The organism is Saccharothrix sp. NRRL B-16348, assembly GCF_001280085.1.
Lineage (GTDB): Bacteria > Actinomycetota > Actinomycetes > Mycobacteriales > Pseudonocardiaceae > Actinosynnema.
On sequence record NZ_LGED01000001.1, the window covers coordinates 105,959 to 126,822 of the forward strand.

Below are 20,864 nucleotides of genomic sequence, written 5' to 3' on the forward strand. Positions count from 1 at the left end.
CTAGTGCCCGCCGCCGGCCAGGTTGAGGCCGATGACGCCGCTGACGATGAGGCCGAGGGAGACCAGCTTGACCGTGCTGACGCCGTCGCCGAGCCAGATCATGCCGATCACGGCGGTGAGCGCCGCGCCGATCCCGGTCCACACCGCGTAGGCCGGTCCGGCGGGCAGCTGCTTCATGGCCCACGCCAGCCCCGCGAAGCTGATCGTCGCGAACACCGCGAACGCCACGGTCCACCACAGCCTGCTGAAGCCGTCGGACAGCTTCAGCGCGACCGCCCAGCCCGCCTCGAAGAAGCCGGACACGATGAGCACGGCCCACGCCATGACGACCACCTCCCAATCTGGCACAAGCGTACCAAATTTGTGGTACGTGAGTACAAGAATGGGGCGGTGATCCCGCTCTCCGCCACTCAGCGCCGGGCCGCGAGCCGTTCCGCGAGGTTCGCCAGGTCGTCCGCGAACGGCGCCGTGGTCGAGCCCTCCTCCGGCCGGCTCAGCACGGTCAGCTCCTTGCCGTCGGCCGTCGTCACGCGCGCGTACACCTGCGCACTGGACGTCGCCATCATCGAGGAACCCGGCCGCGCCAGCACCACGGACACCGTGCCGTAGGCGTCACCGTCGCGCACGAGGAAGCTCGCGCCCCGCGCGTCGGTCGGGCAGTCCGCCGCGGCGGGCGACGCCTGGTCGGCGTTGGCGACCGAGAGCTCGTCGGCGAGGGCGACGGCGAGCTCCCGGTCCACCTCAACGCACCCGCGTTGGGCGCTGCCGGCCGCGGTGCGACCGGCGCTCCCCAATGGCTCGTCCCCCTGCGTAGACGGGTCATCGGGGATGCTCTCGGGCGGATTTCCACCGCTGCGGTCCGGTGACGCGTCCTTCGGCACCATGTCCGGCTCGCCCGCGGTGAAAGGTGTGACGTTAGGGGACGAAGCGTGCTCAGCGGAACCCGCGGCGGACGTATCGCTGCTCGTGGTCCCCAAGAGGTTCGCGGTGACGGCCAGGCCGCCGAACACGAGCACGAGCGCCACGGCGGACCCGACGGCGATGGCTGACCTGCGCCGGGCGGTCGCCCGCGCCGAGGCCGACCGCACCGCGGCCACGTCGAAGGACGGTGGCGGCACTTCCCGGGCCGCGTCGCGGAACAGCTCAGCGAGCTTCTGCTCGTCCACCTACCTCCTCCTCCCGCTCACGACGCCGGCCGCAAGTCTTCGATCGTGTCGCCCAACGCCTCGCGAAGGGCTTCCAGCCCCCTGGAGGTCTGGCTCTTCACCGTGCCCTCGGAGCACCCCAGCGCCTCGGCCGCCGCCGCGACGTCCAGGCCCTCCAGGAACCTGAGCACGAGCACCGCCCGCTGCCTCGGCGGCACCCGCCGCAAGCCCGCGACCAGCGCCTCGCGCGTCGCCACCGAGTCGGCCACCTCGCCGTCGCCCGAGGGCGTCTCCGGGACCTCGTCCACGAAGCGCTCCCGCCGCCACGGCCGGCGCGACTCGTCGATCACCGCGCGCACCAGGGACCGGCGGACGTAGGCGTCCAGGGCCTGCTTGTCCCGGACCTTGCGCCACCTGCGGTGCAACGCGACGAACGCGGTCTGCGCGAAGTCGTCCGCCCGGTGCCAGTCACCACAGAGCAGGAACGCCGTTCGGCGCACGGCCTCCCGGCGAGCCACGAAGTACTCCGCGAACTCCTGCTCGTCGCGCTGATCCACGCGGACTCTCTCCGCTCGTCGTGCTTGCACTTACCGGACGGAACCGGTGCCGCCAACGGTTGCACGCCGGTTCACCGAGACTGCGTCACCCCCCATCGTGGTACCGCCGACACGACTGGGTCAGGGCTTGCCCGGTGTGATGTGATCCATTCGTGACCCAGCTCTCGCCGCTCGACTTCCGCTCCGACACCGTCACCCAGCCGGACGAGGCCATGAGACTGGCGATGTCCGGCGCCGAGGTCGCCGACGACGTGCTGGACCACGACCCGACCATGCGCCTGCTCGAAGAACGGGTCGCGGAGCTGCTGGGCGTGGAGGCGGCGCTGTGGGTGCCGTCGGGGTCGATGGGCAACCTGATCGCGCTGACCGTGCACCTGCGGCCCGGCGACCGGTTCCTCGCGCCGCGCGGCGCGCACGTGCTCGACAACGAGCTGGGCACGGCGGCGTGGATCGCGGGTGGGATGCCGCACCCGTTGGAGTGCGACGCGGGGCCCGGTCGGGCGTCACCCGATGCGGTACGTGCGGCGGCGGGCACGTCCGGGCCGTACTACACGCTGCGCACGACGCTCTTGTGCCTGGAGAACACGCACAACGCCGCCGGCGGGACCGTGACGCAGCCCGACGAGCACGCGTTGCTGGTGTCGGCGGCGCGGGAGACCGGCCTGCGCGTGCACCTGGACGGCGCGCGGCTGTGGAACGCGGCCGTGGCGCTGGGGCTGCCGCCCGCGGCGTTGACGGTCGGGGTGGACACGGTGCAGGTGTGCCTGTCGAAGGGGCTCGGCGCGCCGGTCGGGTCGGTGGTGGCCGGGTCGACGTCGTTCGTCGCGGAGGCGCGGCGGGTGCGCAAGATGCTCGGCGGCGGTGTGCGGCAGGGTGGCGTGCTGGCCGCCGCGGGGCTGGTCGGGCTGGGGCGCGTCGACGACCTCGCACACGACCACGCGAACGCCCGCACGTTGGCGCAGGGACTGGTGGAGCTCGGCTGGCAGGTCGACGAGCCGGAGACCAACATCGTGCTGGCGGGCGTGCCGGACCTGGAGGTGACGTTGACCGGACTGCGGCACTTGGGCGTGTTCGCCGGGCCGATGGCGGGCAAGGTGCGGTTCGTGCTGCACCGCGACGTGAACGCGGACGACGTGGCCGAGGCGTTGCGCCGGATCGGGTCGGCGAGCTGACGTGCGCTGGGCGGTGTTCGACTACGGCGAGGTGATCAGCGAGCCGACCCGGGAGCTGCCCGCGCTGGCAGAGCTGCTCGGGGTGTCCGTCGAGGACTTCTCGCGCGCGTACTGGGCCGTGCGGCACGCCTACGACGCCGGTCAGCCCGACCTGGAGTACTGGCGCGCGGTCGGCGCCTCCGTCGGCGTGCCGGTGGACGAGGCGCTGGCCGGTCGGCTGACCGAGGTGGACGTGCGCGGGTGGCTGCGGGCCGAGCCCGGCGTGGTGGAGCTGCTGGCGGAGCTGGCGTCGGCGGGCGTGCCGTTGGCGCTGCTGTCGAACGCGCCCGTGTCGTTCGCGCGGACCGCCGAGCGGGAGCCGTGGACCAGGCACTTCCGGCACCTGGTGTTCTCCGGTGACCTCGGCGTGGCCAAGCCGGACCCGCGGATCTTCGCCGCGTTGGCGGAGCGGATCGGGGCGCGGCCCGAGGACTGCGTGTTCTTCGACGACCGGCGGGCGAACGTGGAGGGCGCGGTCGCGGCCGGGCTCCAGGGCGTGCTGTGGCAGGGGCCCGGGCACGCGCGGCAGGTGCTCGGGGCTTAGCCGTTCTCCGGGCTCAGGGTCCTTTCGGCCCTCGCCGCGCGCAGTTCGGCGCGCAGTTCGGCCAGCTCCTCGCGGACCAGGCGGAGTTCGGCCGCCGTCGCCTGCTCGGCCTCGGCCACCGAGTCCTCGACCCCGCTGAGCCGTTCGACCAGCCAGGACGCGATCGTGCCGGTGATGACACCCAGCAGCGCGATGCCGCCGATCATCAGCAGTGCGGCGACCAGGCGTCCCTCCCAGGTGACGGGGTAGCGGTCGCCGTAGCCGACGGTGGAGATCGTGGTGAGCGTCCACCACGTGGCGTCGCCGAACGTGGTGATGGAGGCGTCCGGGTGGTGGCGTTCCGCGTCCAGCACCGCCAGCGAGGCGCACAGGCCGACCAGGAAGGTGACGCCCGCGGCGTAGACGCCGACGCGTTGCCGGAACTTGCCCGCGAACCGCTTGTTGAGCACCTTGAGGACGCTGATCAGCCGGAGCACGCGCAGCTGGCGGATCATCGGCAGCAGGACCGCGAGCAGGTCGAACAGGTGGGTGACGACGAATCTGCGCTTGTCGACGGCGAGCTTGAGGCGCACGGCGTAGTCCACCGCGAAGACCAGCCAGATCAGCCAGAGGACGACCTCCAGCACGGCGTGCACGCCGGGGGTCGAGCGGCCGTCGAGGACCTGCCAGGCGTAGACCACCACGAAGAGCACGGCCAGGCCCGTCAGCGGCCATTCGGCGCGGCGCTCCCACTGGGCGAGGCGTCGTTCATCGGTCTCGAACACCGACCCATGGTGCGGGCCGGCTCGGCGTTTTTCCAGCTCGTGGGGACGATCGGGCAGGTTTCGGTGCCGTTCAGGGCCCCTTGATGCCCTTCGGGCGCTTGCCGCTCTTGATGGCGCCGTACGCGGCGGTGCCCAGGAAGAGCACGCCACCGATCACCGCGAGCCAGAAGACGCCCTCGATCACGGCGCCGAGCACGGTGATCACGAGCCAGGCCGCGAGCAGCCACAGGATTATCCGGACCATGCCACCCGAACGACTGAACCTCCCGATCAGTTCCCCACTCCGGTCCCGATCAGGAGTAGAAATGTCGTCATGGTGATGACAACCAAGCGCCGAGCCGCCGCAACGCCTCCTCGATGTCGGGGGCGGCCCCGGCGAAGGACAGGCGGATGAACGCGTGCCCGCGCACGGGGTCGAAGTCGACGCCCGGCACGATCGCGACCCCCGTGTCGTCCAGCAGGCGGCGGCAGAAGTCCATCGAGTCGTCGGTGAGGTGGGAGACGTCGGCGTAGGCGTAGAAGGCGCCGTCGGCCGGGGCCACCTTGTCGATGCCGAGGTCGGCCAGGCCCTTGAGCAGCACGTCCCGGTTGAGGCGGTACCCCTCGACCAGGCGCTCGGTCTGCGCGTACGACTCGGGCTCGAACGCGGCGACGGCCGCGTGCTGGGCCAGCGCGGGCGGGCAGAGCGTGAAGTTGCCCGTCAACCGGTCCACCGCCCGGCGCACGTCGGGCGGCAGCAGCATCCACCCCAACCGCCAGCCGGTCATGGCGAACGCCTTGGAGAAGGAGTTGACCACAATGGAGCCACGGGAGGTCTGCCACGCGCAGGCGAGGGGCGTGCCGTAGCTGATGCCGTGGTAGATCTCGTCGCTGACGAGCCGCACGTCTTGCTCGGCGCACCAGGCCGACAGGGCGGCCAGTTCGGCGGGGGACAGCACGGTGCCGGTCGGGTTCGCCGGGCTGGCCACCACGAGCCCGTCGAGCGGACCGGCGTCGGCCAGCATCTCCACGGTGGGCTGGAACCGCGTCTCCGGGCCGCAGGCCAGCTCGACGACCTCGCACCCCAGCGCGGTGAGGATGTTGCGGTAGGCGGGGTAGCCGGGGCGGGCCAACGCGACCCGGTCGCCTGCTTCGAACGCGGCGAGGAACGCCAGCAGGAAGCCGCCGGACGAGCCGGTGGTGACCACGACGTCGTCCGCCGAGACCGCCAGCCCGTACTGCCGGGCGTAGTGGCCGGCGAGGGCTTCGCGCAGCTCCACGATCCCGAGCTGCTCGGTGTAGCCCAGCGTCTGCTCGCGCAGGGCCCGGTGAGCGGCCTCCAGCACGGGCGCGGGCGCCGGACTGGACGGCTGTCCGGCCGCCAACGACACGACGTCCCCTACGACCCGCTGTCGCCGTGCGGCGGCGGACAGCACCTCCATGACGTGGAAGGGAGGCACATCGGCACGCGCGGCAACACCAAGCATGCCGGCCAGGCTAATCGACCCCCGGCACGATCCCGCAGGTCACCGCCACCGCCACCCACCAACCCCGCCGCCTTCCCCAGGCCCGGCCACTCGTAGCGCCGAGTGTCCGCAAGTCCTGGCGTCGGCGTCGTGCCGTCAGCAGCCCTGCCGTCAGTAGCCTTGGTAGCCGCCTCCACCCGCCATCGACTTCAGGCCGGGGTGGCCGTCGAAGCCGCCGTAGCGCGAGAAGGTGTAGCGGACCCCGGCGATGATGTTGTCGACCGGGTTCCAGATGTCGTCGTGGCCGGGCAGCTTGTGCGCCTGGAACGTCGGGTCGATGCACTGCATCAGGCCCTTCGAGGGCGTGCCCTTGGCGGCGTTGGAGTCCCAGTCGTTGAGGGCGTGCGGGTTGCCGCCGGACTCCTTCTCGATGATCGTCCAGATCTCGTCGATGTTGTCCTCGGTGACCGGGATGCCGTTGGCCTGCAGGATCCGGATCGCCTCGCGGATCCACTCCTCGACGTTGCCGGGCGGCGGGCCGCTCGACGGCGGGCCACCACTGGGCCCGAGACCGCCCATGCCGCCGCCACCTCCGCCACTCCCACCACCGGAACCCGAACCCGAACCTGAGGAGGAACCCTGCTGCGACTGGTCGGTGGGCTGCGGCGAGGTGGACGACGGGGCGGTCCGGCCGTCTGACGGCGGCGGCTCGGGCGAGGGCGTCCACTCGATCGCCTTGCCCGGAGCGGGCGTGAACGGTTGCGTGTCCGGGTCAGCCATGGTCGAGAACGCGGGCGTGATCGCGCCGGCCCGGCCGTTCAACGCCGCCAGCGCCGCGCTCAACGCCTGCTCGGCCTGGTCGATCACGGGCTGGGCGTCGCCCGCCGCCTCCTGGCACATGCCCCGGATGGCGGAGTCGACGTCCTCCTGAGGCATGCCTTGAGCCTGCCGGCGCAACTGCCGCACCCGGCCGAGCAGGTTCTCGCAAATGCGCTCGACCGACGTTTTCGCCGATTCCAACGCCGCTGCCGCGGCCTCCAGATCACCGGCCGCCGCGGTCAACGCGTCGGTCAGGGAATTCCCGCTCTTGGCGAATCCCTCCATGTACGCGACGAATCCGTCGGCCGAACCGCCCTGCCACGCGTCGTCCAGCCGAACGACCGACTGCCGCACCGCGGCACCGCTTTCCGCGGCCTTCGTGGCGGCCTGCTTCCACCGGTTCGCGATCTCCTTCACGGCGTCCGGCCGGGCCGTGTCGACCTTGTCCGCGAGCTGCGCCAACGCCTGCCCACCGGGCAGCGCCGCGACCTCGTCCGAGGCTCCCATCAGCTCACACCGCCCGGAAGGAGCCCGCGTTGGCGGTCTCCACGTCGACCACGGACTGCTGCACGGCATCGATCGCGCGTTCCACCTTGCCCAGCACGGACTCGGCCGCGGCGAACTCGACGCCCGCCTTCTGGTCGAGTCCGGACGCCGCCGCGGAAAGCCCGCCCGAACTCGCCAGTTTGCCGAAGATGTCCGAATCCGCGTGATGACCGGAGAACCCGTCACCCACCGCGCCGAATTGTCCCGCCTGCGCGCTCACCGTGCTCCGGCACTGCTCCATCGCCTCGGCGTTGAACTTCGCGACCGCCATTGTTCGACTGTAGGACGGGACCGGCGACGACACCGCCGTTATCAGCCGAATTCCTCCAACAGGCCGGTGATCCTCTTCCGCAGCACGTCGGGGTCGGACGGCCCGTGGAAGTCGACCACGTCCGCCGCACGCCTGCGCCGCCCGCTCTGGTCGATCGCCGCCGCGCCGAACTGGCCGCGCAGGTCCGGTCCGCCGACGAGGCCGTCGGCCAGGTCCGGCAGCAGCCCGACCAGCGCGGTGGCTAGATCGGCGTCGACCTCCCGCACGGTGAGCAGGTCCCGGGTCAGCACGGCCAGCATCGAACCGGAGCCGGTGGACGCGGCCAGCGCGCGCACCGCGGCTCTGCCCATGCCCAGCCGCAGGTCCGCCGACCGCGGCGGGTAGGCGATGAGCTTGAACGCCGCGCCGAGCCACGGGTCGAGTTCGCCGCCACGTGCCAGTCCCTGGGCGGTGAGGTGGCTCCACGGCGCGGGTTCGTCCTGCACGTGCAGCACGATCGGCATGGCGCCGAGGTCGAGGTGTTCCCAGGCGGTGCGGAACGCGGTGGCGCTGAGGGTCGCATTGGTCACCAGACGTCACTCCCGAATGACGGCGGGCATTGCTCCGGCCCCCCAGGCCCGCACCGGAACTGACGTCCTGGAGGACGCGCGGGTTCCGTTTTGGCGCCGGGAACTCAGACCTCCTGCACCAGCTCCCACACGCACCCGGCGAGCCGGGCGTTGTCGATCGGGGTGATCGTGCTCCAGTTGCGACCGTCCGAACTGGGCCGGACCTGGTGCAGGTAACGGCCGGACGGCGTGTCGTGCCAGGCGACGACGCGCCCCGCGCGCACGGGCGGGCCGCCGGGCCGGGCGCGTTCGACGCCGAACTGGCCGCGAGTGCTCATCCCGTCGCACATGCCGGCCAGCTCCTGCGCCTCGTGCAGCGGCAACCCGTGCCGCTCCAACGCCAGCACCAGCTTCTCCGCGTCCAGCCCGGCCTCTTCGGACGCCGCGCGCAGCACGTCGTTCGGCAGGCTGATCGACCGGCCGTACCCGGCGGGCATGTCGCCGGCGACGGACACCGCCGCCTCGGCCAGCGCGCTGCCCCGTGACTCGATCAGCCACACCTCGTCGCCGTCGACCACGGCGAGGATGCCCTCGTCACCGGCCGCCGCCGCAAGACCCTTGATCTTGCGGCGGTCGACCCAGATCCAGAGGTCGATCGACACCTGCGGGTTGGCCAGCAGCGCGAACGCGTCGGCCAGCTCGGGCGTCAACCGCCGGTTGGCCGCGAGGCCGCGTTCGGCGAGCGAGCCCCAGGCCTGCTCGACGAACACGGCGCGCTCGGTGTGCGTGATGCCCGGGCTCGGCACGTCCAACGCGACGTTGCGCCGGGCAAGTCGCTCACCCTCCCACGCCACGTCGAACTCCAGCGTGGACAGGACAACCGTGCCGCTCACTTCACTTCTTCTCGGACTCGTCGCCGATGACCGACTGCACGACCATGCGCTCGTCGCCGAACACGTCGTCGGAGTCGACGCCGTACTTGCGGACGTGCTCCGCGTCCTCCTCGCCCGGCCCGCCCTTGGCGCTGGCCGCCGGCTGCAACATCGAGGAACCGGCACCCGCCTTGCCCGCCGCCGCACCGGCCGCGCCCCGACCGGGCACGCGCTCGTCGGGGTCGATGGCGCCGATCGTCGCGGAGATGCCGGACTTCCCGGTCAGCGTGGCGGGCATCCCCGGCACACCACCCTTGCCCGCGCCGCCGGTCGTCCCACCACCGGTGCCCTTGCCACCAGCGGGCCCTTCGGGAACCTTGCCGCCGCCGGGCATCGCCGGCGCGGTGTTGCGCACGACCCGCGCACCACGCGCCTGCGTCGCCGCGAGCCCCAACCCGAGCCCAGCCGTCAGACCGAGGCCCAACCCCAACGGGAAGTTCGACCCACCGACCTTGCCCAACGCCGCCGGCGGCAGCACCGTCTGACCGCCGGGCGCGGTCGGCAACAGCCCCGTGGAGCCACCGGGCATCCCGGGCACCTGCGGCGGCACACCGACCGAGCCACCGGGCACACCGCCCGGCACACCACCGGGGAAACCGCCGGACACACCACCGGGAATGCCGGAGGCGGGCACACCGAGCTGCCCCACCTGCGCGACCGGCGTGCTGACGCTGGACGCCGTCGTCACCTCGAACTGCGGCGGCTTGTTCATGCCCTGGTACTGGTTCAGCGCGTCCCGACTGGCATCGGTGTACTGGTCGAGCCCACGGATCGCCTGCTCCCGCGCCGCCTGGGTCTGCTTGACCTCTTTGGCGTGATCGGTCTCGTACCCGAAGAACCCACCGACCTTGTCGCCGAAGTTGGTCTCCGTGTCACCGCGCAACTGCGTCGGCTCGGGCATCCCGTTCCGGGTGTGGCTGTAGTTCGCGCCCTGCACCGCGGTGGCCTGGGAGTTCTGCTGGGCGGCGTCGGTGCCCGAAGTCGCCACGTCGGCCGACACGGTGACTGCCTCACCCGCGTTGTCGCCCGCCGCGCCCTGCCAGTCGATGCCGAGCTTCCGCAGCTCTCCACGCAGTGTCTCGTCGGTCTCGTTCAGCGTCTTCGCGAGCTGTCGCAACGCGTGGGACGCGTTGCTGAACTTCTGCGCGGCGTCGCCCGACTGGAACTGCTGGACGAGCGCGGCCAGCGCCGGGTTGTCATAGCCCTGGAAGCGGAAATCCTTGATCTCCCTGAAGCCGGTCACAACTCCCCCTCACTTCAGCGTTTGCAAGGTCGCGAGCACCGACTCGGCACCCTTGGCGGCGTTCTGGCACATCTGGTCTTGCGTGAAGCCCTCACCGATCGGCAGGAACTGCACGATCACCTGCTCCTTGTCGGCCACGTCGACCGCGTAGGAGCAGTAACCCTCGGAAGTCCCGCTGAGCTTGTACTGGTAGGCGGCGAACCCGGCGACGGTCTTGGCGTCGACATCGAGGTTGCTGCCACCTTCCCAGTACTCGATCCCCTCGCCGACGACGAGAGAGACGTTGTAGCTGAAAAGAGTCGCGCCGTTCGCCCGGAAACGGCAAGTCGGTGCCGGCTCGCCGTTGTTCAGCACGTCGAGTTCGCGATCCCGCGCCTCGTCGATCTTGAGTTCGCCCTGTTGCGCGGTCGTGAGCGTCGAGCAGGGCTGGACCCCGTCCAGCTTGATCTCTTTCGGCCGCGAGGGCTTGGACTCCGTCGGCTCGGCGGACTCGCTCGTCGCGCGGGCCTCCGACGTGGCGGGCCGGGGATCTCCTCCGGTTTCACCGGGTGAGCACCCGGCGACCACCGCGATCACGACGCCGGCGAGCACCGCCGCACTAGTGAGACGCACCAGCGGCCCCCAGAGCGGCAGTCACTTCGTCTTCGGTGAATTCGTACTGGCGGGCCGCACCGCGCAACTGGTTGACCAAACCGCTGAGGCTGGCGATGTACTGCTCGACGCGCGCCGAGTAGGAGTCGGCACCGTCGACCAACCGGGAGTTCCAGGCGTCGGCGATGTCGGCGTTCACCTCATCGGCGTCGTTCAGCCGCACGGTCAGGTGGGCGAGCGCCTGTTCCAAGGCATCGCGGAGCACGACGATCTGATCGTTGATCAATTTCCCGGCTTGGAGGACGGTGTCCTTCTCCACCTTGAACTGCTGGCCGGAACCCGGGACGGCAGCCATCCGGTCGGTCAACTGCTTCTCGGCCATGAACATGTCGCCGACCGCCTTGCCGACGGCTCCCCCCGCGGCGGCGACGGCTCCTAGTAGGCCGGTCTCCTGTTCCACGACGTCCTACCCCCGTACGGTCGGTAACGGATTGAACCCGGTTCGAGGCTACCAACGACCACGTGAGCCGGGTCTGAGGTTGGACGAAGAAACCTCCGCGCCGGTTCCACCAGGCCGGCGTTCGGTGACCCTGTGGCCAAAGACCTGCGCGGCGCGCGAGGTGTTGGCCATGATCGGGAGCGCTCGTGGACGCGGTACGCCGCGTTCCGCCTGCCGGGGTCACAGGGGGTCGGGATGAACGCGCCGCAGTACTACCAGCCGTACGGCCATCCGCCGGGGCCGCCGCCGAGGAAGAGGAGAACCACCGGCAAGGTCGTGGTCGCGCTGGTCGCGGTCGTCGTGCTGGTCGCGGCGGGGATCACAGTTGCGCTCGCGCTCCGGTCCTCCGACGAGACGCCCATCGTGGCGCGGTCCTCCGCGCCGATGGCGGACGCGGGGCCGCCGGCACGGGACGTGCTCGTCCAGCGCATCGAGGACGGCCCCGCGACGTACGGGGCGTCGCCGGTCTTCGACGCGTGCGCCGTGCTACCGCGGGCCGCGCTGGCCGACGTCGGCTTCCCGGAGGACGTCACCGACTACCGCGAGTCGGCCTACCTGCCCGCCTCCGTCACACCCGACCGGGCGACGCTCCGGAAGGTGAGCGAGTTCGACCCGATCACCGAGTGCGGCTACTGGATCCGCGGCGCCGACCGCGACGACGCCTACGTCGTGCTCGAGATCGCCCAGTTGCCGTTCAACGCGCTGCGCGGTCGGGAGCTGGGCACGTCCCAGTCCTCCGGGTTGGCCGTCGCCACGCGCCGGTCCGACGATCAGTTCTTCGCCGAGATCGGCAACGGCGACTCGCGGTTCGCCGCGCACCTGGTCATGGGTCGCGTCACGAGCGATGTCGACGGCGTGCCCGCCGAGGCGGTGTTCGGCAAGCTGGTCGACGCGGTGGCGGCCGGTCTGGCCGCAGGACCGACCGCCCGCGGTTCCTACGCCTTCACCGGCCCCTACGAGGATCTGCCGTTCGCGTGCGACGTGCTCGACGCGGAGGTGTTCACCGAGTTGACCGGCAAGCCGGACTCGGGTCGGGTCGAGGTCCGGGACACCTCGGCGCACGAGACCGACCGCGATTACCGGGGCATCGGCCGACTCCAGGCGGTGGAGCAGCGGTGCACGCGCAGCTCGACGGACCGGTTCGCCGCGGACGACAGCGGCGCCCGCACCCTCACCGCGTCATTCGAGACGTTCCGCGGCGAAGCGCAGGCCGCCTCCGCGCACGCCTTCCAGTGCGATCCGGAGAACCCGGCCGGCGCGGTGATCGGTGAGCCGGTGCCGCTGGACGAGGAGGTCGGCGACGCCAAGCCGTGCGTGCGGCCGATCGGATACCTGAACTACGTGTTCCTGATCGGCCGCACGTCGGTGCGGATCATGCCCGACGAGGGCTGGGCGGGCACCGACCCCGAGGACTTCGGGCGGGAGTTCACGCCTCTCGCCCGGAAGTTCGCCGACGTGGTGCGCGAGCGGTTCTAGGGGACGGTGATCTCGCCGTTCGCCGCACGCAGCGCGATGTCCGTGCGGTGGTGGGAGCCGGTCAGGTGGACGCCCTCCACGCGGCGGTAGGCGTCGGTTCGGGCGGTGGTCAGGGTGTTGCCCGTGCCGACCACCGACAGGACGCGGCCGCCGATGGAGACGACGGCGCCGTCCTCGCGGCGGCGGGTGCCCGCGTGCAGGACGCCCTCCGCTTCGGAACCGCTGATCACGTCACCTGTGCGCGGGCGGCCGGGGTAGCCCTCGGCGGCGATCACGACGGTCACGGCGTAGCCCTCGGACCACTCCAGAGCCGGCGCGGATGCGAGGGCGCCGGTGGACGCGGCGTGGAACAGGCCGGCCAGCGGGGTGCGGAGCAGTGCCAGGACGGCCTGGGTCTCCGGGTCGCCGAACCGGCAGTTGAACTCGATGACCTGCGGGCCGGTGGAGGTCAGGGCCAGGCCCGCGTACAGCAGGCCGGTGAACGGGGTGTCGCGGCGCGCCAGCTCGTCGACGACCGGCTGCACGCAGGTCGACACGATCGTGTCCACGAGGTCCGGCGGGGCCCAGGGCAGGGGCGAGTACGCGCCCATGCCGCCGGTGTTGGGGCCCGAGTCGCCGTCGCCGACGCGCTTGAAGTCCTGCGCGGGCAGCAGCGGCACCACGGTGGCGCCGTCGACCAGGCAGAACAGCGACACCTCGGGACCGTCGAGGAACGACTCCAGCAGCACCGGGTGGCCGTGGTCGAGCAAGGTCATGGCGTGGGCGCGGGCCACGGCGCGGTCCGCGGTGACGACCACGCCCTTGCCCGCGGCGAGGCCGTCGTCCTTCACGACCCACTGCGGGCCGAAGCGGTTGAGCGCCGAGTCGAGCCGGGCCGGGTTGTCGACGATCTCCGACACGGCGGTCGGCACGCCCGCGGCGGCCATGACGTCCTTCGCGAACGCCTTGGAGCCCTCGATCCGGGCCGCCGCGGCCGACGGACCGAAGCAGGGGATCCCGATGGCGCGCACGGCGTCCGCCGCACCCGCCACCAGGGGCTGCTCCGGCCCGACCACGACGAGGTCGGCGTTCCACTCCTTGGCCAGGGCCGCGACGGCGCCGCCGTCGGTGACGTCGACCCCGTAGGTCTCGGCGACACCGGCGATGCCGGCGTTGCCGGGCGCACAGGCCAACGCGATCACCGAAGGATCCCGCGACAAAGCGAGGACAAGGGCATGTTCACGGGCGCCAGACCCGATGACCAGGACACGCACGGTGCGGAAGCCTAGATGACCCGCCCGGTCATCCGCCCAGTGCGTCCAGCGAGCCGGGGTGCAGCGGCACCGGGTCGGTCATGCCGGCCTTGTCCTTGGCGATGTCCTTGGCCGCCGGGTGCACGGCCTCCAACTCCGACTTCTTCTCGTAGATGAGCTTGGTCACGGCGCACGCGTCGCCCTCCGGGAAGTCCGAGCGCACGAGCAGCACGTTGGGCACGGCCACGGTCGGCACGTCCGCCGGCTGCCCGTAGGTCGCGGCCGGGATGACGCCCCGGTCGTACACCTCGTTGATCTTCTTCAGCGCGTCCAGCTGCGGCGTGATGTCGATGAACTTGACCTGGTCCTTCAACGACGTGGTGATGTCGGTGATCTGCGCGGTGGGCAGGCCGCCGGACCAGACGAGGCCGTCGATGCTGCCGTCCTTCATCCCGTCCGCGGTCTTGGCCAGGTCGAGCCGCTGCGCCTGCACGTCGGTCTCCGGGTTCAGCCCGGCCGCCGTGAGCAGCCTCTGCGCGATCACCTCGGTGCCCGACTTCGGCGACCCGGTGGAGATCCGCTTGCCGCGCATGTCGGCCACCGAGTTGATCCCGGAGTCGGCCCTGACCAGCACCTGCGTGTAGTTCGGGTACAGCCTGGTGAGCGCCTGCACCTGCTGCGGCTTGCCGTCGAACGCGCCCTTGCCCGCGACCGCGTCCGCCGCCGTGTCGGCCAGCGAGAACGCCATGTCGTAGTCGCCCGCGACGAGCTGCTGGATGTTCTGCACCGACGCGCCGGTCTCGGCGGCGGTGGCCTTGATCTTGGTGTTGTCGCTGATCAGCTTCGCCAGCCCGCCGCCGACGACGTAGTACACGCCGCCGGAGTTGCCGGTCGCGATGGTGATCCGCCCGTCCGCCGCCTCGCAGGCGGCTCCGCCCGAGTTGCCGCTCGCCGCGTCGGGGGTCTGCTTTCCGCCGCACCCGGCGGCGACCATGCCGACCGAGAGCACGCCCACGGCGACCTTAAGCGTCCAGCTGCGCATGCTGTTCCTTCCTCCGTAGGACGACGTGCACCGCCACCGCGGCGAGCAGGAAGCCCAGGCCGACGGCGATGGTGACGGGTTGCAGGTAGAGCAGGGCGACGGCGGCGGGCGCGCACAGCACGCGTTCCGGCCACCGCGCACGACCGAACAGCCAACCGCCGGTGAGCACGGCCAGCGCCGCCACGCCCAGCGCGGAGACGGCGAACACCCACACGCCGTCGAGGAACGACGTGCGCAGCAGCAGCCCGGCGCCGTTGTCGGTCAGCACGAACGCTAGCGGCACGAGGAACGCGGGCAGCGTGTACTTCCACGTCCGCCACATCGTCTTCATCACGTCGCCGCCGGTGATCGCGGCGGCGGCCACGGCGGCGAGCGCCGTCGGCGGCGTCACCTCGGACAGCACCGCGTAGTAGAAGATGAACATGGCCGCTTCCTCGCGCGCCACGCCCAGCTCGATCAGCGCGGGCCCGATGACGACCCACGAGATGATGAACGACGCCGTCACCGGCACGGCCAGGCCGAGCAGGCTCACCGCGACCGCCGCCAGCACCACCGTGACGAACAGCACCACGGTCGGGTTGGACGAGATCGCGCCGGCCACGTCGACCAGCGCCGACGCCAGCTCCTGGCCGAGCCCGGTCTTGGTGATGGTGGACGTGATCACGCCGGCCGCCGCGCACACCGCGATCACCGGCAACGCCGACCGCACGCCGAGCGACAGCGAGTCCGCCATCGCCCGCAGCCACGCCCGCACGTTCCCACGCTTGGCCACCAGCGCGAACAGCGCCGCGACGCCGGTCGCGTAGACGACGGCGGAGAACACCGGGATGTCCAGGGCGAGGAACACCACGATCACGCCGAGCGACAGGAAGTGGTACCCGCCCTGCTTGAGCAGCGCCCACGGGCTCGGCGAGTCGATCTCCACCGGTTTCGCGCCGAACTTGCGGGCGTCGATCTCCACGGCCAGCGCGATGCCCAGGTAGTACAGCAGGGTCGGCAGGATCGCCCAGATCAGCACCTGCAGGTAGGACGTCTCCAGGTACTCGGCGATGATGAACGCGGCCGCGCCGAGCGTCGGCGGCGACAGGATCGCGCCGATGCCGGAGGCGGCGAGCAGCCCGCCCGCGTTCTCCTTCGGGTAGCCGGCCTTCTTCAGCATCGGCCAGGTCACCGCGCCCAGCGACACGGTGGTCGCGGTGCCCGACCCGGACACGGTGCCGAGCAGGAACCCGGCGGTGGCGGCGGTGCGGCCCGGCGCGGTGCGGGACTTGCGGAACGCGGAGAAGCTGATGTCCACGAAGAACGTGCCCGCGCCGGACGCGTTGAGCACCGACCCGTAGATCGTGAACAGCACGATGTACGTCGCGGCGACGTCGAGCGGCGTCCCGTAGAACCCGGTCGCGTCGTTGTAGAAGCCGTTGATGATCTGCGAGAAGTCGACGCCGGCGTGCGAGATCGCCCAGGACGGCGGCAGGAACCCGCCGTAGTAGGCGAACGCGATGAACCCGACGCAGACGATCGGCAGCACCCAACCGGTGGTCCGCCGGCAGGCCTCCAGGATCAGCACCAGCAGCAGCGACCCGGCGACGATGTCGAGCGTGGTCAGCTGCCCCTGGCGGTCGAGGAACGCGTCGAACCCGCCGAACAGCGGGTAGGCGCCCACCACGAACGCGCACAGCGCCGCCACCCAGTCCACGACACCCGGGTCGTCGGCCCCGCCGCGCCTGCCGCGCGGCCGGTAGCAGAGGAAGACCAGCGGCAGCGTAACCGCCAGGAAGATCACCAGGTAGTACTGGCCGCCCTTGCTGAACGGCCAGAACACCTGTTTGAGCACGAGCAGCGCGATGGCGAGACCCGCCACCCACACGCCCAGCTCCCACCGTCGGGACAAGGCGCGCGACGGGCGCTCCTCGTCGTACTCGGCGAGCAGTTCGTCGACTTCGACCTGCGGCTTGGTCGGCACGCGCACCCCTTCGTGTCGCGCTGGATGAAGCGCTCACGAAGCTACTTGTGTCGCCGGTCACAGCCATAGAGCGACCGTCTAAAGGGACTGTAAAGACGACCCGCGGGGATCACACGATCCGGGCGTCGACGTAGCACCACCGCCAGTCCTCGTCCGGCTCGAACGACCGCATCACGGGGTGCTCGGAGGCGTTGAAGTGGGCGGTGGCGTGCCGGCGCGGGCTCGAGTCGCAGCACGCGACGTGCCCGCACGACAGGCAGATCCGCAGGTGGGCCCAGTTGCGCTCGCCGACGGCCAGGCAGTCGGCGCAGCCCTCGGGGTTGTCCGGGACGACCGATTCCGGGAGCTCTGAGACGTGAGGACAGGTCATACCGGTCATCATCACGCAAGATTGCGCCATGCACGGTCCGGAACTGCTCCTGTTGCTCGTCGGCGCGCTGCTCGTCACGGCGGCGGCCAGACGCCTCAACTGGTCGGCCCCGCTGGTGCTGGTGGGCGTCGGGCTCGCGGTGTCGTTCATCCCCGGCCTGCCGGAGTTCGCGCTGGAGCCGGAGCTGATCCTGGTCCTGGTGCTGCCGCCGCTGCTGTACTCGGCCGCGCTGGACAGCTCGTACCACAACATCCGGGCGAACCTGAGGCCGATCGGCCTGCTCGCGGTGGGCCTGGTGCTGGCCACCACCACGGCGGTGGGCTGGGTCGCGTACCTGGTGCTGCCCGAGCTGTCGCTGCCCGCGGCGCTGGTGCTGGGCGCGGTGGTGGCGCCGCCGGACGCGGTCGCGGCGGTCGCGGTCGGCCGGCGGCTCAACCTGCCGCGGCGGACGATGACGCTGCTCACCGGCGAGAGCCTGATCAACGACGCGACCGCGCTGACGGCCTACAAGGTGGCCGTCGCGGCGGCCGCGGGCGCCGCCGCGACGTGGGTCGACGGCACCCGCACGTTCGTGATCAGCGCGGGTGGCGGCGTGCTCGTCGGGTTGGCGATCGGCTGGGGCGTGCGCTGGATCCGCGAGCGGCTCGACGACGGCGTGCTGGAGAGCGCGCTCGGGATGCTGGTGCCGTTCGGCGCGTACATCTTCGCCGAGGAGCTGCACGCGTCCGGCGTGCTCGCGGTCGTCATCGCCGGGCTCTACATCGGGCACAACGCGCCGCGCAGCTCGTACTACACGCGCCTGCAGGACACGGCGGTGTGGCGGTCGGTGGACACGCTGCTGGAGTCGTTCGTGTTCGCGTTGATCGGCTTGCAGCTCAACAGCGTGGTGCGGGACGTGGACATCACCGCCGGGCTGCTGTGGGCGGCGGCGGCCGTGCTGGCGGCGACGATCGTGGTGCGGTTCGTGTGGATGTACCCGGCGGCGTACCTGCCCCGGCTGCTGTCGAAGCGGATCCGTGAACGCGAGCGCGCTCCGGGGTGGCGTGGCGTGACCGTGCTGTCGTGGGCCGGGATGCGCGGCGTGGTGTCGCTGGCCGCGGCGAGCGCGTTGCCGCTGGACCTGCCCGGACGCGAGGTGATCGTGTTCTGCGCGTTCGTCGTCACGGTGGGCACGCTGCTCATCCAGGGCCTGTCGCTGCCGTTCGTGATCCGCAAGCTGGGGTTCCGGGGCGACGAGGAGCGGACCGACGCGTTGGCCGAGGCGCAGGTGCAGCACGCCGCCGCGCAGGCCGCCGTACGCAAGCTGGACGAGGTGATGGGCGACGACGCGGGCACGCCGGAGCACATCGTCGACCGGCTGCGGATCATGGCCGAGCACCGGGGCAACGCGGCGTGGGAGCGGCTGGGCAGGCAGGAGGACGAGAGCCCGGCCGCCTCGTACCGGCGGCTGCGGCGCACCATGCTGGAGGCCGAGCGGCAGGTGTTCATCCAGGCGCGTGACGACGGGCAGATCGACGACGAGGTGTTGTTCCGGGTGCTCCGCGAACTCGACTTGGAGGAAGCGGCCATATCCAGGGAGTGACGACCACCGAACCACCCACCACGCGTTCACCGTGACGTGGCCTGCGCTTCGCCTTAGCGTGTCCGGTACGTCGCGGTGCGCGACGAGGCTGCCGCGCGTCAGGAGTCTCTGAGCGGGACCCTCTTGGGAGGTCGGCGATGGTGCGGACGAGGATCGTCGGGGTGGCGCTCGCGGCGCTCGCGGTGGCGGGGGCGGTGGTGCTGCCGTCGGCGTCGGCGAGCGGTGACACGGAGGTGGCGTCGTCCCGCAAGGGCCCGCTGGTGATCGGCCACCGCGGCGCGTCGGGCTACCGGCCCGAGCACACGCTGGCCGCGTACGAGCTGGCCGCGCGGATGGGCGCCGACTACGTCGAGCCCGACCTGGTGGTGACCAAGGACGGCAAGCTGGTCGCCCGGCACGAGAACGAGATCGGCGGCACCACGGACGTCTCGACCAAGCCGGAGTTCGCCGCGCGCAAGACCACCAAGGTCATCGACGGCGCGTCGATCACCGGCTGGTTCACCGAGGACTTCACGCTCGCGGAGCTGAAGACGCTGCGCGCGAAGGAGCGCATCCCGGAGGTCCGGCCGCGCAACACCCTCTACGACGGCCGGTTCGAGGTGCCGACGCTGGAGGAGGTCATCGACCTGTCCCGCCGGCTGAGCCGTGAGCTGGGGCGCGACATCGGCCTCTACCCGGAGACCAAGCACCCCACGTACTTCCAGGACATCGGCCTCCCGCTGGAGCCGCGCCTGGTCGACGTGCTGACGAAGGCGGGCCTGAACCGGCACGGCGCGAAGGTGTTCGTGCAGTCGTTCGAGGTGGCCAACCTCAAGCAGCTCAAGGGGAAGCTGCGGGTGCCGCTGGTGCAGCTGATCAACTCGTCGGGTGCGCCGTACGACTTCGTGAAGGCCGGCGACAAGCGCACGTACAGCGACCTCGTGACGCCTGAGGGGTTGCGCGAGATCCGCGCGTACGCCAACGGCGTCGGCGCGGCGAAGGACCGGATCATCCCGCGTGACGCGGCGGGTTTCCTGCGCGAGCCGACCACTCTGGTGCGCGACGCGCACACGCGCGGCCTGATCGTGCACGCCTGGACGTTCCGCAACGAGAACACGTTCCTGCCGGCGGACTTCCGCAAGTCGACCGACCCGGCCGCGTACGGCGACGCGTTCGGCGAGTACGCGAAGTTCTACGCGACGGGCCTGGACGGCGTGTTCGCCGACAACCCCGACACCGCGGTGGAAGCCCGGAACGGCTGATGGCCGGCCCCGGCTCGATCCGACAGGGTGACACCGGGTCGGGTCGAGTCAGGGGGTCGTGGTGGAACCACAAGAGGTGCGGGACGTCTTCGCCTTGGTCGACAAGGTGTCGTCGTTGACCGGACGGGTGAAGGACAAGGTCGCGGCCAAGGGGCTGGACGAGGTCGTCGAGTCGTTGCACGCGCTGGTCGGCCCGGTGTCGGCGAACCTCGCCGCCGGGGTGCTGGAGCTGAGTCCGGCTGAGGTGCGCAAGCTCGCCGCCAGCGGCGTGCTGGTGACGCCCGCGGACCCGCGGCGGCTGCGCGACGTGCTGGCGGTCGCCCGGGAGCTGCGTGACCGGCGTGACCGCCTGGACGTCATCCGGTGGTACTTGGAGGACCGGGCGCTGCTCGCCCACGAGGGAGTGCGGCAGGGGCTGGCGGAGCCGGGCGACGACGTGCTCACGCCGCACGCGCGGCAGCAGGTCGACGGGCTGGACCGGCAGGCCCGCCGGACGTTCGAGGCGTGGCTGGCGAAGGTCAACCAGCACGGCGCGCCGGCGACGGACCACCGGGTCACCGGTGTGCCACAGCGGGTCCGCGTCAAGCGCCTCGACCCGCTCCGCGTGGCCGTCGTGGAGCTGCCGGAGGCCAAGCGGGCGGTGGTGCTGCTGGTCGAACCGCAGGTCGACACCTACGGCTACGTGCACGTGCTGGGCAAGGCCAAGCCGGGCCGCCGCACCGCGCCCTTCCTCAGCCGCGACGACCGGCTGCCCGGTTGGAACTCGGCGCTCGAAGAGCTCGCCGAACGCGCCGGCGCACTGGCCGACAAGCGCTGAACCGCACCGGGGACGCCCGCGCACGT

23 protein-coding genes are annotated in these 20,864 nt (G+C 71.5%); 6 read left to right on the plus strand and 17 right to left on the minus strand.

Annotated elements, in window-relative coordinates:
• The 3 genes from ADK67_RS00525 to ADK67_RS00535 all read right to left on the minus strand — a co-directional run bounded on the left by ADK67_RS00525 (position 1) and on the right by ADK67_RS00535 (position 1,702).
• Positions 1–324 (minus strand): DMT family transporter, encoded by a 324-nt coding sequence (locus ADK67_RS00525; RefSeq protein WP_053714332.1) that lies wholly within the window; start codon positions 322–324, stop codon positions 1–3.
• A gap of 86 nt (positions 325–410) precedes the next feature.
• Positions 411–1,166, minus strand: coding sequence for a hypothetical protein (locus ADK67_RS00530; RefSeq protein WP_053714333.1), 756 nt, complete (start codon positions 1,164–1,166; stop codon positions 411–413).
• Between the two features lie 17 nt (positions 1,167–1,183).
• Positions 1,184–1,702, minus strand: coding sequence for a SigE family RNA polymerase sigma factor (locus tag ADK67_RS00535; RefSeq protein WP_053714334.1), 519 nt, complete (start codon positions 1,700–1,702; stop codon positions 1,184–1,186).
• Between the two features lie 152 nt (positions 1,703–1,854).
• Between ADK67_RS00535 and ADK67_RS00540 the strand changes: the two genes are divergently transcribed.
• A complete protein-coding gene (locus ADK67_RS00540; protein ID WP_053714335.1) occupies positions 1,855–2,874 on the plus strand; it encodes a threonine aldolase family protein in 1,020 nt (339 codons plus the stop codon).
• 1 nt (position 2,875) lies between these two features.
• Positions 2,876–3,457 (plus strand): HAD family hydrolase, encoded by a 582-nt coding sequence (locus ADK67_RS00545; protein ID WP_053714336.1) that lies wholly within the window; start codon positions 2,876–2,878, stop codon positions 3,455–3,457.
• Here ADK67_RS00545 and ADK67_RS00550 read toward each other — a convergent pair.
• From ADK67_RS00550 to ADK67_RS00590, 10 genes are all read right to left on the minus strand, one after another.
• Positions 3,454–4,221 carry a potassium channel family protein gene (locus ADK67_RS00550; protein ID WP_053714337.1) on the minus strand — a complete coding sequence of 256 codons (768 nt, stop codon included), beginning with the start codon at positions 4,219–4,221 and terminating at the stop codon, positions 3,454–3,456. The genes ADK67_RS00545 and ADK67_RS00550 overlap by 4 nt on opposite strands.
• Positions 4,222–4,291: 70 nt before the next feature.
• Complete coding sequence (locus ADK67_RS52020; RefSeq protein ID WP_197289217.1) at positions 4,292–4,465, minus strand: hypothetical protein; 174 nt, start codon at positions 4,463–4,465, stop codon at positions 4,292–4,294.
• A gap of 67 nt (positions 4,466–4,532) precedes the next feature.
• Positions 4,533–5,687: a pyridoxal phosphate-dependent aminotransferase gene (locus ADK67_RS00555; protein ID WP_053714338.1), complete on the minus strand. Its 1,155-nt coding sequence runs from the start codon at positions 5,685–5,687 to the stop codon at positions 4,533–4,535.
• Between the two features lie 150 nt (positions 5,688–5,837).
• The gene (locus ADK67_RS00560; protein ID WP_053714339.1) at positions 5,838–6,992 is read right to left on the minus strand and encodes a transglycosylase SLT domain-containing protein; all 1,155 of its coding nucleotides are present in this window, start codon (positions 6,990–6,992) and stop codon (positions 5,838–5,840) included.
• Positions 6,993–6,996: 4 nt separating this feature from the next.
• Positions 6,997–7,302, minus strand: coding sequence for a hypothetical protein (locus ADK67_RS00565; protein WP_053714340.1), 306 nt, complete (start codon positions 7,300–7,302; stop codon positions 6,997–6,999).
• A gap of 41 nt (positions 7,303–7,343) precedes the next feature.
• Positions 7,344–7,871, minus strand: a complete 528-nt coding sequence (locus tag ADK67_RS00570) for an ESX secretion-associated protein EspG (protein ID WP_053714341.1) — start codon at positions 7,869–7,871, stop codon at positions 7,344–7,346.
• Positions 7,872–7,975: 104 nt separating this feature from the next.
• The gene (locus tag ADK67_RS00575) at positions 7,976–8,743 is read right to left on the minus strand and encodes an ESX secretion-associated protein EspG (protein ID WP_053714342.1); all 768 of its coding nucleotides are present in this window, start codon (positions 8,741–8,743) and stop codon (positions 7,976–7,978) included.
• A 1-nt stretch (position 8,744) separates the two neighbouring features.
• Entirely contained in the window at positions 8,745–10,025 is a 1,281-nt protein-coding gene (locus ADK67_RS00580; RefSeq protein ID WP_053714343.1) for a PPE domain-containing protein, read from the minus strand.
• A 9-nt stretch (positions 10,026–10,034) separates the two neighbouring features.
• Positions 10,035–10,616 (minus strand): DUF3558 domain-containing protein, encoded by a 582-nt coding sequence (locus ADK67_RS00585; RefSeq protein WP_053714344.1) that lies wholly within the window; start codon positions 10,614–10,616, stop codon positions 10,035–10,037.
• Between the two features lie 7 nt (positions 10,617–10,623).
• Complete coding sequence (locus ADK67_RS00590; RefSeq protein WP_053714345.1) at positions 10,624–11,076, minus strand: hypothetical protein; 453 nt, start codon at positions 11,074–11,076, stop codon at positions 10,624–10,626.
• A 234-nt stretch (positions 11,077–11,310) separates the two neighbouring features.
• Here ADK67_RS00590 and ADK67_RS00595 point away from each other — a divergent pair, with 234 nt between their 5' ends.
• Positions 11,311–12,591, plus strand: a complete 1,281-nt coding sequence (locus tag ADK67_RS00595) for a hypothetical protein (RefSeq protein WP_053714346.1) — start codon at positions 11,311–11,313, stop codon at positions 12,589–12,591.
• Here the strand turns inward: ADK67_RS00595 and purD are convergent.
• The 4 genes from purD to ADK67_RS00615 all read right to left on the minus strand — a co-directional run bounded on the left by purD (position 12,588) and on the right by ADK67_RS00615 (position 17,198).
• Positions 12,588–13,844: a phosphoribosylamine--glycine ligase gene (gene purD, locus ADK67_RS00600; protein ID WP_053714347.1), complete on the minus strand. Its 1,257-nt coding sequence runs from the start codon at positions 13,842–13,844 to the stop codon at positions 12,588–12,590. The two genes, ADK67_RS00595 and purD, sit on opposite strands and share 4 nt — an antisense overlap.
• A gap of 28 nt (positions 13,845–13,872) precedes the next feature.
• Positions 13,873–14,865, minus strand: coding sequence for a TAXI family TRAP transporter solute-binding subunit (locus tag ADK67_RS00605; protein WP_053714348.1), 993 nt, complete (start codon positions 14,863–14,865; stop codon positions 13,873–13,875).
• Positions 14,846–16,828 (minus strand): TRAP transporter permease, encoded by a 1,983-nt coding sequence (locus ADK67_RS00610; protein WP_082403144.1) that lies wholly within the window; start codon positions 16,826–16,828, stop codon positions 14,846–14,848. Before ADK67_RS00610 ends, ADK67_RS00605 begins: the two co-directional genes overlap by 20 nt.
• Before the next feature lie 109 nt (positions 16,829–16,937).
• The gene (locus ADK67_RS00615; protein ID WP_053714350.1) at positions 16,938–17,198 is read right to left on the minus strand and encodes a UBP-type zinc finger domain-containing protein; all 261 of its coding nucleotides are present in this window, start codon (positions 17,196–17,198) and stop codon (positions 16,938–16,940) included.
• Between the two features lie 28 nt (positions 17,199–17,226).
• Here ADK67_RS00615 and ADK67_RS00620 point away from each other — a divergent pair, with 28 nt between their 5' ends.
• The 3 genes from ADK67_RS00620 (at position 17,227) to ADK67_RS00630 (ending at position 20,838) form a co-directional block, all read left to right on the plus strand.
• Positions 17,227–18,780, plus strand: a complete 1,554-nt coding sequence (locus ADK67_RS00620) for a Na+/H+ antiporter (RefSeq protein ID WP_053714351.1) — start codon at positions 17,227–17,229, stop codon at positions 18,778–18,780.
• Positions 18,781–18,917: 137 nt separating this feature from the next.
• Positions 18,918–20,021, plus strand: coding sequence for a glycerophosphodiester phosphodiesterase (locus ADK67_RS00625; protein WP_157619832.1), 1,104 nt, complete (start codon positions 18,918–18,920; stop codon positions 20,019–20,021).
• 61 nt (positions 20,022–20,082) lie between these two features.
• Positions 20,083–20,838: a hypothetical protein gene (locus ADK67_RS00630; RefSeq protein ID WP_157619833.1), complete on the plus strand. Its 756-nt coding sequence runs from the start codon at positions 20,083–20,085 to the stop codon at positions 20,836–20,838.
• Positions 20,839–20,864 lie beyond the last annotated feature (26 nt).

Bases quoted from the DNA above. Each gene is read 5' to 3' on its own strand.
- ADK67_RS00525 (WP_053714332.1), bottom strand. From the start codon at position 324: ATGGCGTGGGCCGTGCTCATCGTGTCCGGCTTCTTCGAGGCGGGCTGG.
- ADK67_RS52020 (WP_197289217.1), bottom strand. From the start codon at position 4,465: ATGGTCCGGATAATCCTGTGGCTGCTCGCGGCCTGGCTCGTGATCACC.
- ADK67_RS00555 (WP_053714338.1), bottom strand. From the start codon at position 5,687: ATGCTTGGTGTTGCCGCGCGTGCCGATGTGCCTCCCTTCCACGTCATG.
- ADK67_RS00560 (WP_053714339.1), bottom strand. From the start codon at position 6,992: ATGGGAGCCTCGGACGAGGTCGCGGCGCTGCCCGGTGGGCAGGCGTTG.
- ADK67_RS00565 (WP_053714340.1), bottom strand. From the start codon at position 7,302: ATGGCGGTCGCGAAGTTCAACGCCGAGGCGATGGAGCAGTGCCGGAGC.
- ADK67_RS00595 (WP_053714346.1), top strand. From the start codon at position 11,311: ATGAACGCGCCGCAGTACTACCAGCCGTACGGCCATCCGCCGGGGCCG.
- ADK67_RS00605 (WP_053714348.1), bottom strand. From the start codon at position 14,865: ATGCGCAGCTGGACGCTTAAGGTCGCCGTGGGCGTGCTCTCGGTCGGC.
- ADK67_RS00615 (WP_053714350.1), bottom strand. From the start codon at position 17,198: ATGACCTGTCCTCACGTCTCAGAGCTCCCGGAATCGGTCGTCCCGGAC.
- ADK67_RS00620 (WP_053714351.1), top strand. From the start codon at position 17,227: ATGCACGGTCCGGAACTGCTCCTGTTGCTCGTCGGCGCGCTGCTCGTC.
- ADK67_RS00625 (WP_157619832.1), top strand. From the start codon at position 18,918: ATGGTGCGGACGAGGATCGTCGGGGTGGCGCTCGCGGCGCTCGCGGTG.